Raw genomic sequence first — 12,680 nt, 5'->3', positions numbered from 1 at the left:
TTTCGCCGTCGCCTGCTCGCCGATCTGCTGACGGTCTCGCTCGACCCGCCGACGGTARTTGTCGAACTCGGCCTTCAGGCGCTGCAGGTCCGCGGTCCGCTCGGTGACCTGCTGGCGCAGCGACGCCACGAGCTCACCGTCACCCTCACCCGCCGGGACTCCGGCGGGTGGAACCTCCGTGGCCGTCGGGCCGGGAGGCGCGGCCGCCTCCGGCCGGACCTCGCCGCTCTCCGGATCGATCCGGCGCCGGTCCCGCACCACCACCGGGGGCTCTTCGGCCTCGTCCCGGCCGTCGGGCCGAGACGAACCCCACCAGTCCGCGGCCTGGCCTGAGGTCACTTCTTGTCCTCCTCATCCACGATCTCCGCGTCGACCACGTCGTCGTCGGCTGCTCCGGCGCCGCCGGAGGCACCCGCGCCCTCCTGGGCGGCCTGCGCGTACATGGCCTGGCCCATCGCCTGGCTCGCCGCGGCCAGCGCGTCGGCCGCCTCGCGGATCGCCGCCGTGTCGGTGCCGGCGACGGCGCCCCGCAGCGTGCCGAGCTTCTCCTCCACGTCGCTCTTCACCGCGGCGTCGATCTTTTCGCCGTTCTCGGCGAGGAACCGCTCGGTCGAGTAGACGAGCGTCTCGGCCTTGTTGCGGGTCTCGGCCTCCTCCCGGCGCCTGCGGTCCTCCTCGGCGTACTGCTCGGCGTCGCGGACCATGCGGTCGATGTCGTCCTTCGGCAGCGCCGAGCCGCCGGTGATGGTCATCGACTGCTCCTTGCCGGTGCCCAGGTCCTTCGCGGACACGTGCACGATGCCGTTCGCGTCGATGTCGAAGGTGACCTCGATCTGGGGCATGCCCCGCGGGGCGGGCGGCAGGCCGGTCAGCTCGAACATGYCGAGCTTCTTGTTGTAGGCGGCCATCTCGCGCTCGCCCTGGAAGACCTGGATCTGCACGGAGGGCTGGCTGTCCTCGGCGGTGGTGAAGATCTCCGAGCGCTTGGTGGGGATCGTGGTGTTGCGCTCGATGAGCTTGGTCATGATCCCCCCCTTCGTCTCGATGCCGAGCGAGAGCGGGGTGACGTCGAGGAGCAGGACGTCCTTGACTTCGCCCTTGWGCACGCCGGCCTGCAGCGAGGCGCCGACGGCGACGACCTCGTCCGGGTTGACGCCCTTGTTCGGCTCCTTGCCCCCGGTCAGCTCGCGGACCAGCTCGACGACGGCGGGCATCCGGGTGGAACCACCGACGAGGACGACGTGGTCAATGTCGCTGACCTTGATCCCCGCGTCCTTCACCGCCTGCTGGAAGGGGTGCCTGCAGCGGTCGATGAGGTCGGAGGTCATCCGCTGGAACTCGGCGCGCGACAGCGAGACGTCGAGGTGCAGGGGACCCTCGGCCGACGCGGTGATGTAGGGCAGGTTGATCGCGGTCTGGGTGGACTGCGAAAGCTCGATCTTCGCCTTCTCGGCGGCCTCCCGCAGCCGCTGCAGGGCCATCTTGTCCTTGCCGAGGTCGACCCCGTGCTGGCCGTTGAAGGTCTTGATCAGGTGGTCGGTGATGCGCTGATCCCAGTCGTCACCACCGAGGTGGGTGTCACCGGAGGTGGACTTCACCTCGACGACACCGTCGCCGATCTCCAGCAGGGAGACGTCGAAGGTGCCGCCACCGAGGTCGAAGACCAGGATGGTCTGCTCCTTCTCGCCCTTGTCCAACCCGTAGGCGAGGGCCGCGGCGGTCGGCTCGTTGACAATCCGCAGGACGTTGAGCCCGGCGATCGTGCCCGCCTCGGTGGTGGCCTGACGCTGGGCGTCGTCGAAGTACGCCGGGACGGTGATGACCGCGTCCGTAACCGTCTCACCGAGGTAGGACTCGGCGTCCCGCTTCAGCTTCTGCAGGATGAACGCGCTGATCTCCTGGGGCGTGAGATCCTTCGCGTCGACCTTCATCTTCCAGTCGGTGCCCATGTGGCGTTTGACCGACCGGATGGTGCGCTCGACGTTCGTCACCGCCTGACGCTTGGCGACCTCGCCGACCAGGACCTCGCCGTTCTTCGCGAAAGCCACGACCGACGGGGTCGTCCGGGAGCCCTCGGCGTTGGCGATCACCGTGGGTTCGCCGCCCTCGAGCACGCTCACGACGGAGTTCGTGGTGCCGAGGTCGATACCGACCGCTCGTGCCATGTCTGTGTGCCTTTCGATCATGTCGGTGGCGCCGATCAGACGGGCGCACCGACCTCGTGGGGATGGAACCTGTCGGTGAACCGAGGCTTGAGGATCACTCCGGGAAGCCTCGGTTCCGCCAACGTTAAGTCAGGTCGGTGTATTGAGTCGCTCTGACTCATGATGACGGCTCCCATCATAGCCCGACAGAGGTGAGCCTGACACGCTCAACTTTATGTGTGGCCGGGAAATTCCCGCCAGCGTCGCCGGGCGGGACCGGAAGGGGAGCCGGCGGGAGGAGCCGGCAGGGCGTGGAATGGGAGGTGGAACGGGAGAGCGTCAGCTTCCGGCGGGTGGCTGCGGGGCCGAGCCACCCGCGGCATCGTCGCCACCCGCGGCACCGTCGCCGGGCGCCTGGCCGGCGTCGGGGTCCGTCGTCTCCCGGGGCGGTCGGACGGCGGCCAGGATGCGCCCGCGGCGGGCCCCCGGGCGTGGCCGTCCGCCCGCGCGTGATCCGAGCCGGGGAACCGGCCCCATGCCGGCAGCCGACGGACCGTCCGGCCCGCCGCTCGTGGCCTCGCCGGCGCCCGCCCGGCCGGGAACCGCGAGTGGCATTCCGGTCCGGTTGATGAGGTCGGCCTGCCGGCCCAGGTCGGACTCGATCTGGGCGAGCCGGTCGAGCATCTCGGAAGCGTCCCCGTCGCGCTCACGGATCGTGCGCAGCGCATCCATCAGGGTCAGCCACTGGTCCCGACCGACGGTGATCTGTTCGGCGAGGCGGTTGGCCGAGTAGGCCGGAAACAGCCGTTCCGTGGCGGCGACGATCTGCTGGACCTCACCGGGGTTGAGTCGGCCGGGCTTGYGCCGGATGTAGTTGACGACGTCCTTGATGCTGATGATCGTCACTCCGTCGAGGGCSCCGTCGCTCCACAGGACGTTGGCCTCGACCATCACCAGGATCGGACTTATCGGGATCTTAAGCATCGGCAGTGCCGCGCGGATCTGGTTGCGGACCTCGCCACCCAACCAGGCGGTGCGGTCGATCGGGGGTTTGAGTGACTCTCCGTCACAGGTCGCCCCACCCTTCTTGTACCGCACGGTGCCCTTGTTGTTGTCGCTGCTGAGCACCATCACCCCGCCGGGCCCGACCAGGAGGTGACCGATGGTCGCCTCGGAGTAGGGGACGGCCCGGTCGTGCAGGATGACGTACCCTTGGCGGCGCAGCCGGGCGATGGCGCGCGCGGTCCTGCGCTCCGCCTCGGCCCCCTCGCGCAGCGACTCGACGTCGGGGGCGGTCCCGAACGAGGCGATCACGATCCCGGCCGGCCAGGCGATGAAGACCAGCAGGAACACGACGACCGCGACCGTGGGCAGCCCTAGGCCGAAGCCGATGACGAGGGCGAGAGCGAGTCCTACCAGGGCCGAGCGCACCGCGGTGCGGGGTACCTCGCGGCTCAGCTTGTCCCGCCGCACGAGTGCCTGGTTTTCCCTGGCCCGGAGGTACTCCGTCTGCAGGGAGTGTCCAGGGCGGCCGACTCGGGTCATCGTCGGCCGGGTGATCGTCGCCATCGTGCCCACCATGTTCGCAGGGTCGTCGTTCGCGGAGTTGTCGTTCGCGGAGTTGTCGTTCGCGGGGTCGTCAACGTCGGTAGGGCCCGTCCGCCGGAGCACGCCGGGCGTCGTCGCGGCAGCGCTGGCACCGGGYCCAGGCACAACGTGAAGGTGGCGAGCACCGCGGGACACAYGATCGCCCGGTCACCGTGGGCGAAGGCTGTCCTTATGGTGCGTCGAAGCACCTGCCGGCACAAGGGTTGACCTCGTCGGCCCGGGAGGCTCCCGGCGGGGGAGCGACGTTCCGGGATGGCGGGATCCGGGGCGCCGTGGTAGTCGTGACGGTGCGAGGCGTTGCGTGTCGGTTGGGCATCTGCCGCTGAACGTAGCAGTCCCGTGCACCTCGCGCGGACGATCGGGCCTTCGGACCCCCTATATCGGGCCGCTCGGACCACGTCGTGGCAGGGTCGACGGTGAGCGGGTTCGCTGTCGGCCTCATAGTGCCCCTACGTCCGGGGTGGGGACCCGGACAGACGGGTTGGCCGGGAGGTTGGGACCGGACCCGCCCATACGGTGGCGCGGGCCACTTGTCCGGGTGGCGTGAGCCACTCGTCCCATACGTTGCTGGTCGGTACGAGCAGGCTCGCCCGCGATAGTGGGTGCCAGATGGAGGATGCTGTGAGAATTGCGATCGGTGGAGCGATCACGCTGATTGCTCTCGCGGTTGCCGGGCGTCGGGTTTTCTGGCTGTTCCGGCTGATCGGGTCCGGCCAKCCGGCCGAGGKCCGGCTCGACGACCTGCCGACCCGCGTCTGGACGGAGATCAGCGAGGTCGGGGGGCAGCGCAAGCTGCTGAAGTGGTCGGTGYCCGGGGCGGCCCACTTCTTCACCTTCTGGGGCTTCACGATCCTGCTGCTGACCGTCATCGAGGCCTACGGCGGCCTGTTCGACGACGACTTCCACATCCCGGGATTCGGGCACTGGGCGGCCATCGGCTTCCTCGAGGACTTCTTCGCCGTGGCGGTCCTCGCCGGCCTGGTCGCCTTCACGATCATCCGGTTGAAGAACGCCCCGGCGCGGCTGGAGCGCAAGTCGCGATTCTACGGCTCGCACACCGGGCCGGCCTGGGTCATCCTCGGCCTGATCACCGCCGTTATCGTGACGCTGCTGCTCTACCGTGGTGCCCAGTACAACACCGGCAACCTCCCGCAGGGCCAGACGAAGTGGGCCTTCGCGTCCTACGCTGTGAGCCGCATCTTCTCCGGTCTCTCCCACGATGTGAACGAGGGCATCGAGACGGCCTTCCTGCTGCTCAACATCGCGGTGATCATGGGCTTCTCGGTGCTGGTGGTCTACTCGAAGCACCTGCACATCGGCCTGGCCCCGATCAACGTCGTGCTCAAGCGCCAGCCGGTGGCCCTCGGCCCGCTGGCCACCACTCCCGACATCGAGAAGCTGATGGAGGAGGACGAGCCGGTCGTCGGCGTCGGCAAGGTCGAGGACTTCTCCTGGAAGGCCATGCTCGACTTCGCCACCTGCACCGAGTGCGGGCGGTGCCAGAGCCAGTGCCCGGCGTGGAACACAGGCAAGYCGCTGTCGCCGAAGTTGTTGATCATGGATCTGCGTGACCACCTCTTCGCCAAGGCGCCCTACCTGCTGTCCACCGAAGGCGCGGCGGAGGGTGAGGAGGCGCCGAAGGCGGTCACCGGGATCGCCGAGGACGCCTCCGCCTCCCACACCGTGCACCACGTGCCCGAGTCCGGCTTCGGCCGGGTGCCGCAGCCCGGTCAGCCGCAGGTCGACCGGCCGCTGGTCGGCACCGAGGAGGAGGGCGGGGTCATCGATCCCGACGTCCTGTGGTCGTGCACCAACTGCGGCGCGTGCGTCGAACAGTGTCCGGTGGACATCGAGCATGTCGACCACATCGTCGACATGCGTCGCTACCAGGTGATGATCGAGTCGGCGTTCCCGTCCGAGGCCGGCGTCATGCTGCGCAACCTTGAGAACAACGGCAACCCGTGGGGCGTCTCGCCGCGGACCCGCACCGAGTGGACCGAGGGCCTGCCCTTCGAGGTGCGTGTCCTCGGCGACGGTGAGCAGATCCCCGACGACGTCGAGTACCTGTACTGGGTCGGCTGCGCCGGGGCGATCGAGGACCGCGCCAAAAAGGTCGCGCGGGCCTTCGCGGAGCTCCTGCACACTGCCGGGGTCGAGTTCGCGATCCTCGGTACGAACGAGTCCTGCACCGGGGACCCGGCGCGCCGGCTCGGCAACGAGTACCTGTACCAGGAGATGGCCAAGGCGAACATCGAGCTGCTGAACGCCACGGGCGTCAAGAAGATCGTTGCCACCTGCCCGCACTGCTTCAACAGCCTCGCCCGGGAATACTCGGCCCTCGGCGGTCAGTACGAGGTCGTCCACCACACCCAGCTGCTCGGCAAACTGGTCGAGGAGCGCAAGCTGGTACCGGTGACCCGGGTGGAGTCGTCGGTCACCTACCACGACCCCTGCTTCCTCGGGCGGCACAACAAGGTCTACACCCCGCCGCGGGAGATCCTGGCGGCGATTCCGGGCATCCGGGGCCAGGAGATGCACCGCTGCAAGGACCGYGGCTTCTGCTGCGGTGCCGGCGGCGCGCGGATGTGGATGGAGGAGAAGATCGGTAAGCGGGTCAACGTGGACCGGATGGAGGAGGCCCTCGGCCTCGACCCGGACGTCGTGTCCACCGCCTGCCCGTTCTGCATCGTGATGCTCACCGATGCCGTCACCGAGAAGAAGCTGAGCGGCGAGGCGAAGGACGGTGTCGAGGTACTCGACGTCTCCCAGCTCCTGGCCCGTTCGCTGGCGCCGTCGGCGCCAGCGGCTCCGACCGAGGCGTCCGCCGAGCCTGTCGGCTAAATTGCGTCCCTGCCTTTCCAGAGGGATAAATCGGACATAAAACCCTCTGGAAAGGCGAGGAAGCTGAAAGACAAGGAAGTCAGCCTGGGGGGATCTCCCCGTTCGGGACCGGTGCGCGGGTGAAGTCCCGGTAGGCCCTCGACGGGGTCGGGCCGCGCTGACCCTGGTAGCGCGAACCGTAGATGGTCGAGCCGTACGAGTGCTCGGCCGGCGAGGACAGCCGGAACAGGCAGAGCTGGCCGATCTTCATGCCGGGCCAGAGTTTGATCGGCAGCGTCGCCACGTTCGACAGTTCCAGCGTGACGTGCCCGGAGAAGCCGGGGTCGATGAAGCCCGCCGTCGAGTGCGTGAGCAGCCCGAGCCGGCCGAGACTCGACTTCCCTTCCAGCCGGCCGGCGAGATCGTCGGGCAGGGTGACGATCTCCAGCGTCGAGCCGAGGACGAACTCGCCCGGATGCAGGACGAACGGCTCGTCRCCCTCCGGGGCGATGAGCTCGGTGAGATCCTCCTGCTCAAGAGAGGGATCAATGTGGCTGTACCGGTGGTTGGCGAAGACCCGGAACCAGCGGTCCAGCCGTAGATCGATGCTGGACGGCTGGATGAGGCCAGGGTCGTGGGGGTCGAGACGGATCCGGCCCGTGGCGATCTCGGTCCGGATGTCCCGGTCGGACAACAGCACGTCCCGGACGTTAGAGCATGAGCGGTCGATCTTCACCGTCCACCCGGAGGAGGATGGGGCCGCGTGGAAGAGTGAGACGGAGCGTGACCCGGGTAGGAGGCACGTGGCCGGTCGATGAATACCCGGTCGGACGGGTGCCCCCGGGGAAGGCTGGGGCGGAAGGGACAGGCGGGACGGATGCTCGGGCTACCCGATCACATCGAGGCATGTCTGTTCGACCTGGATGGCGTGCTGACGAACACCGCGACGATCCACGCGGCCGCGTGGAAAGAGACGTTCGACGATTTCCTGGAGAACTGGGCCAAGCGGTCGGGAGAGCCGTTCGYCCCCTTCGACCTCGAGCATGACTATGTCGAGTACGTTGACGGCCGGCCCAGGATCGACGGTGTGCGAGCCTTTCTCGACGCCCGTCACATCAGGCTTCCCGACGGAACACCGGACGACCCGCCGTCCGCGCTCACCGTGCATGGGCTGTCCAACCGGAAGAACTTCCTCCTGCTGGAACGGATTCGGAGGGACAGCGTGGACATCTATCCCGGCTCGGTGACGTATCTGCGGGAACTGGCCACGCGGGGGATCCCCCGCGTGGTCGTCTCCTCCAGCGCCAACTGCGCCGAGGTGTTGAAGGCGACTGGGCTTGACGCCCTCGTTGACGGAGCGGTGGACGRCCTCGTTGCCGCCCGTGACCACCTCGCCGGAAAGCCCGCGCCCGACACCTTCCTCGCCGGCGCCCGGCTGCTCGGGGTGCCGCCGCGGCGGGCGGCGGTGTTCGAGGACGCCCTGGCCGGCGTCGAGGCGGGGCGGGCCGGCGGGTTCGGCTGGGTCGTGGGGATCGACCGGGTGGGGCACGCCGCCGCGTTGCGCGCCCACGGGGCCGACATCGTGGTGAACGACCTGGCGGACCTGCTCGGCCACGGCTCCGGGCCCGGCCCCGAATGATCGACAAAGCGTCCTATCTGATCGAGTCGTGGTCCATCCAGGAGTCCGGTCTCGACATCTCCGATCTGGGCCGCTCCGAGTCATTGTTCGCCCTGTCCAACGGCCATATCGGGCTCCGGGGAAACCTCGACGAGGGCGATCCGCACGGCCTGCCGGGCACCTACCTGAACTCGGTCCACGAGCTGCGGCCCCTGCCCTATGCCGAGGCCGGCTACGGATATCCAGAGTCCGGCCAGACGGTCATCAACGTCACCAACGGCAAGGTGATCCGTCTACTTGTCGACGACGAGCCGTTTGACATCCGCTATGGCGATCTGCGGTCGCATCAGCGGGCGATCGACTTCCGGGAGGGCGTGCTCCGGCGGGACGTGGAATGGGTCTCGCCGGCGGGGCAGACTATCCGGGTGCACTCCGAGCGGCTGGTGTCGTTCTCGCAGCGTTCCATCGCGGCCGTGTACTACGAGATCGAGCCGGTGGGYGACCCGGCGCGGGTCGTCATCCAGTCGGAGCTGGTGGCCAACGAGCAGCTGCCGGCCTGGCACGGTGACCCGCGGGCCGCGTCCGCGCTGGAGTCGCCGCTGCGATCCGAGCGCCATCGGGCGAGCGGCACGATGGTTGAGCTCGTCCACATCACCCACCGCAGCGAGATCCGTGTCGCCGCGGCCATGGACCACGAGTTTGCCGGGCCGGACTCGCTGGGTGTCTCCTCGGAGAGCGAGCCGGACGCCGGCCGGGTGACGGCCACGGCGGTACTCGCCCCGGGCGAGAAGCTGCGGATGGTCAAGTTCATCGCCTACGGCTGGTCGGAGCAACGGTCCCTGCCGGCCCTCAGAGACCAAGCGGCCGCGGCGCTGGTCGCAGCGCGGCAGACCGGGTGGCCCGGTCTCGTCGCCGAGCAGCGGCAGTACCTGGATGCCTTCTGGAAGCGGGCCGACGTCGAGGTCGACGGCGATCCGGAGGTGCAGCAGGCCGTTCGCTTCGCGCTGTTCCACGTCCTGCAGGCCGGATCGCGGGCCGAGCGGCGGGCGATCCCGGCCAAGGGCCTGACCGGCCCCGGCTACGACGGGCACGCCTTCTGGGACTCCGAGTCGTACGTGCTCCCCGTCCTGACGTACACCGCGCCCGACGCGGCCGCCGACGCGCTGCGCTGGCGGTACGCGACTCTGCCGCTGGCCAGGGAACGAGCCGATCTGCTCAATCTGAAGGGCGCCGTCTTCCCCTGGCGCACCATCCACGGAGAGGAGTGCTCCGGATACTGGCCAGCCGGGACGGCCGCCTTCCACGTCAACGCCGACATCGCCGACGCGGTCGCCCGCTACGTCACCATCACCGGGGACGAGCGGTTCGAGCGCACGGTGGGGCTGGAGATCCTGATCGAGACCGCCCGGCTGTGGCGGTCGCTGGGACATCACGACCTCGACGGCCGCTTCCGGATCGACGGTGTCACGGGCCCGGACGAGTACTCGGCCATCGCCGACAACAACGTCTACACGAACCTGATGGCGCAGCGGAACCTCGTGGCCGCGGCGGACGCCGCCCGCCGCCATCCCGACCGGGCCGCCGAGCTGGGCGTGGACGCCGAGGTCACGGCGTCCTGGCGGGACGCGGCCGAGAACATGTTCATCCCCTACGACCCCCATCTCGRCGTCCATCCGCAGTCCGAGGGATTCACCGAACACCAGGTCTGGGACTTCGCGAACACCGCGCCCGAGCAGTACCCTCTGCTGCTGCACTTCCCGTACTTCGACCTCTACCGCAAGCAGGTCATCAAGCAGGCGGACCTGGTCCTGGCGATGCAGCGCCGGGGTGACGCCTTCACGATGGACGAGAAGATCCGCAACTTCGCCTACTACGAAGCTCTGACGGTTCGGGACTCGTCACTGTCGGCATGCTCCCAGGCGGTGCTGGCCGCTGAGTGTGGGCACCTGTCGCTCGCCCATGACTACCTGCGCGAAGCCGCCCTGATGGATCTGCATGACATCGAGCACAACACCGGAGATGGGCTGCACATGGCCTCCCTCGCGGGAAGCTGGATCGCCCTCGTCGAGGGCTTCGGTGGGCTGCGTGACGGCGGTGAGGTGATCTCGTTCGCGCCGCGGTTGCCCGAGGGACTGACCAGGCTGGCCTTCGGGCTCTGTGTCCGCGGGCGGCACCTGCGGGTGGAGGTCTCCGACTCGACGGCCGTCTACACCGTCCCCGCGGGGCCGGCGATGACGTTGCTGCACCACGGCAAGACCGTCCGGGTGGTTCCCGGCCAGCCGGTCAGCATGGAGGTCCCGCCGACGCCCGTCCTGGAACGGCCGAAGCAGCCCTCGGGCCGGGAGCCGCTGCGCTTCCTGCGCCTGCCCGGGACCGGCGGCCGTATCGGTCCTACCGGCCCTAGCGGTTCCGTCAACAGCATCGACGGCTGACTCCGGACGCGCCGGACGCGCCGGACGCGCCGGACAGCCCGGGGCCCCACCCGACCCGGTCCGTCCGGTACGATGCGAATGCGCTACGCGGGCGTAGTTCAGAGGCAGAACACGAGCTTCCCAAGCTTGCAACGCGGGTTCGATTCCCGTCGCCCGCTCCACTCCTTCCGCCCCTGGTCAGAGCCATATTCCGACCAGGGGCGTTGATCTATTCGGGGTTCCCGTTGGGGCTACGGGCCATCCACGGGCCACTAGACCGGCGTGAGAGCCCCCGATGCGCCCTCTTCGGGGTCCTTGTCCGGCGGTGCATCGGCCGGCTGCGGCCCCCCTTGGTACGCGACCACGAGGGCGCTCACAGCGTCCGCAATGGCCGTGTCGGCTTCGGTTGAGGCGTGCTGGTAGATCAATGCGGCCCGGGAGGAATCCTGCCCCATCCGGGTCATGAGGTCGCGCAGGCTCGCACCCGGCGTCCTGGCCGCGAGCACATTCCCGGTGTGTCGCAGATCGTGGAAGTGCAGTCCGGGCACGCCGATCGCCGTGACCAGGTCGGCCCACTTCACCAGGGAGCGAAAGTTGCCCCGCCGCAGTACCGCACCCTTCGGCCCGGTGAACACGAACGACGCCGGATCGTCGCCCACGTACTCCTCCAGGTGAGCCTTGACATCGGGCAGGAGAGCGGCCGGAAGCGACACCGTTCGGACCCCCGCCCGGGACTTCGGCGGTCCCAGCACGACGCCCTGCCCCCGAAGCTCCACCATCGCGTGCCGCACCCGTACGGTGCCGTTCTCGATGTCGACGTCTCGCCGCTGAAGCGCCGTCACCTCGCCCCACCGGAGCGACGCGAAGGTGGTCACGAGGATGAGCGTGCGGAACCGCCGGTCGAACTTGTCCGCCAGGGCGAATACTTGCGGGACGCTCAGAACGGGACGCTCCGGGGCGTGCTCCTGATCGGCACCGGGAATGCGGCAGGGGTTCGTGCGGATCAACTCGTCTTCCCTGACCGCGGTCATCAGGATGGCGCGCAACAGCCGGTACGCCTTCGCCGCGGTCCCCACCGACACGCCCTTGTCGAGCAGCGCCGCGCGCCACTCGCGGACCATCGGTGTGGTGAGCCGACCGATCGGCACCCCCCCGAGGTCGGGCTTGATGTGGCGGGTGAACAGGCCGGTGTATAGGCCAACCGTTGACGGGCGCAGGGTGGCTCGCTGACCGATCCAACGCATGCCGTAGTCGGCGAGCGTCACCTTGCCGCGGTCAGGGTCGATCCATTCCCCGCGCAGGATCTGGCCTTCTACGAGGGTGAGGTACCGTTCGGCGTCGCTCTTGCGGGCGAAGGTGTCGGGCGCGGTGCGCGGCTGTCCATCCGGGCCGGGGTAGCGGACCTGGTAGCGGCCGGATTCGCGGCGGCGGATGCTGCCGAATCGGCGGCGGGCGGCCATCAGATCACGCTCCGCATGCCGCGCCAGACGTCGGACGTGGTCAGGGGTTCGACCCGTCCGGCCGTGACGTGGGCGTCGACGTCGGCCGCGGTGAGGCGAATCGAGCGGCCGATACGGTGGTAGGCAATGCGCCGTTCCGCGACCAGGCGCCGGACGTAGCGGACGCTCATGTTCATGCGAACGGCGGCCTGGTCGACGGTCAGGACGTCGCCGAGAGGGCTCGGCGGCGCGCCCACCGCGGGGAGCGTCGGGGGTCGGCGGCGCGCACGAGCCTGCGGGGAGACCACGCGCGACGTGTCATCGCGCTGTCGTGGTGCGGGTAGGTGGGTCACGATGGGGGTGCCTTCTTCCGTTTCGAGCGGGTGGGGGTGGGCGGCCCTGGCGGGTGCTTGGCGGTAGTCGCCGGGGTCGCCGTTGTCGTTGGGGTGCCGCCTGACGGCGGGCGTGGTCATAGGGGGACGCCTTCGGCGGTGAAGCCGCCGGTGATGGCGGCGTGGGTGTCGCGGTCGGTTTGTCCGGCGGTGTGTCCGGCGTCGGTGAGCGCGGCCCGTGCCTGGTCGGTGGTGAGGTGGCCGGCGGCGACCAGGCGGGCGATGCCGCGGGCGGCGCCGTAGAGGGT

The 12,680-nt window shown here is 69.2% G+C and carries 8 protein-coding genes, 1 tRNA gene and 2 pseudogenes; 4 read left to right on the top strand and 7 right to left on the bottom strand.

Features of this window, described 5'->3' with window-relative positions:
- The 3 genes and pseudogenes from KBI5_RS19550 to KBI5_RS19540 all read right to left on the bottom strand — a co-directional run.
- Positions 1–339 (bottom strand): annotated as a pseudogene (locus tag KBI5_RS19550) (nucleotide exchange factor GrpE); the annotation flags it as partial.
- On the bottom strand, positions 336–2,165 hold the full coding sequence (dnaK, locus tag KBI5_RS19545) for a molecular chaperone DnaK (RefSeq protein ID WP_085016052.1): 1,830 nt from the start codon (positions 2,163–2,165) through the stop codon (positions 336–338). The pseudogene KBI5_RS19550 and the gene dnaK, both read right to left, overlap by 4 nt.
- 318 nt (positions 2,166–2,483) lie before the next feature.
- Complete coding sequence (locus KBI5_RS19540; protein WP_085016053.1) at positions 2,484–3,713, bottom strand: nuclease-related domain-containing protein; 1,230 nt, start codon at positions 3,711–3,713, stop codon at positions 2,484–2,486.
- Between the two features lie 660 nt (positions 3,714–4,373).
- On the opposite strand from KBI5_RS19540, the gene KBI5_RS19535 reads away from it, so the two are divergent.
- Entirely contained in the window at positions 4,374–6,593 is a 2,220-nt protein-coding gene (locus KBI5_RS19535; RefSeq protein ID WP_085016051.1) for a (Fe-S)-binding protein, read from the top strand.
- A 79-nt stretch (positions 6,594–6,672) separates the two neighbouring features.
- Here KBI5_RS19535 and dcd read toward each other — a convergent pair whose 3' ends face one another.
- On the bottom strand, positions 6,673–7,272 hold the full coding sequence (gene dcd / locus KBI5_RS19530) for a dCTP deaminase (protein WP_011438703.1): 600 nt from the start codon (positions 7,270–7,272) through the stop codon (positions 6,673–6,675).
- Between the two features lie 177 nt (positions 7,273–7,449).
- Here dcd and KBI5_RS19525 point away from each other — a divergent pair, with 177 nt between their 5' ends.
- From KBI5_RS19525 to KBI5_RS19515, 3 genes are all read left to right on the top strand, one after another.
- Entirely contained in the window at positions 7,450–8,211 is a 762-nt protein-coding gene (locus tag KBI5_RS19525) for a beta-phosphoglucomutase family hydrolase (RefSeq protein ID WP_085016050.1), read from the top strand.
- Positions 8,208–10,622, top strand: a complete 2,415-nt coding sequence (locus KBI5_RS19520; RefSeq protein ID WP_085016049.1) for a glycosyl hydrolase family 65 protein — start codon at positions 8,208–8,210, stop codon at positions 10,620–10,622. Before KBI5_RS19525 ends, KBI5_RS19520 begins: the two co-directional genes overlap by 4 nt.
- Before the next feature lie 87 nt (positions 10,623–10,709).
- A tRNA-Gly gene (locus tag KBI5_RS19515) sits at positions 10,710–10,783 on the top strand.
- Positions 10,784–10,873: 90 nt separating this feature from the next.
- Here KBI5_RS19515 and KBI5_RS19510 read toward each other — a convergent pair.
- The 3 genes and pseudogenes from KBI5_RS19510 to KBI5_RS28830 form a co-directional block, all read right to left on the bottom strand.
- Positions 10,874–12,061: a site-specific integrase gene (locus KBI5_RS19510; RefSeq protein ID WP_085016048.1), complete on the bottom strand. Its 1,188-nt coding sequence runs from the start codon at positions 12,059–12,061 to the stop codon at positions 10,874–10,876.
- On the bottom strand, positions 12,061–12,297 hold the full coding sequence (locus KBI5_RS28835; RefSeq protein WP_347272522.1) for an excisionase family DNA-binding protein: 237 nt from the start codon (positions 12,295–12,297) through the stop codon (positions 12,061–12,063). Before KBI5_RS28835 ends, KBI5_RS19510 begins: the two co-directional genes overlap by 1 nt.
- 212 nt (positions 12,298–12,509) lie before the next feature.
- A pseudogene (locus KBI5_RS28830) lies at positions 12,510–12,680 on the bottom strand (DNA primase); the annotation flags it as partial.

The sequence above is a fragment of the Frankia sp. KB5 genome (genome assembly GCF_002099325.1).
Taxonomy (GTDB): domain Bacteria; phylum Actinomycetota; class Actinomycetes; order Frankiales; family Frankiaceae; genus Frankia; species Frankia casuarinae.
This window is presented reverse-complemented; position numbering and strand designations above follow the sequence as displayed.

Excerpts from the sequence above, each read along its gene's own strand:
- KBI5_RS19510 (WP_085016048.1), bottom strand. The coding sequence starts at position 12,061 with ATGGCCGCCCGCCGCCGATTCGGCAGCATCCGCCGCCGCGAATCCGGC.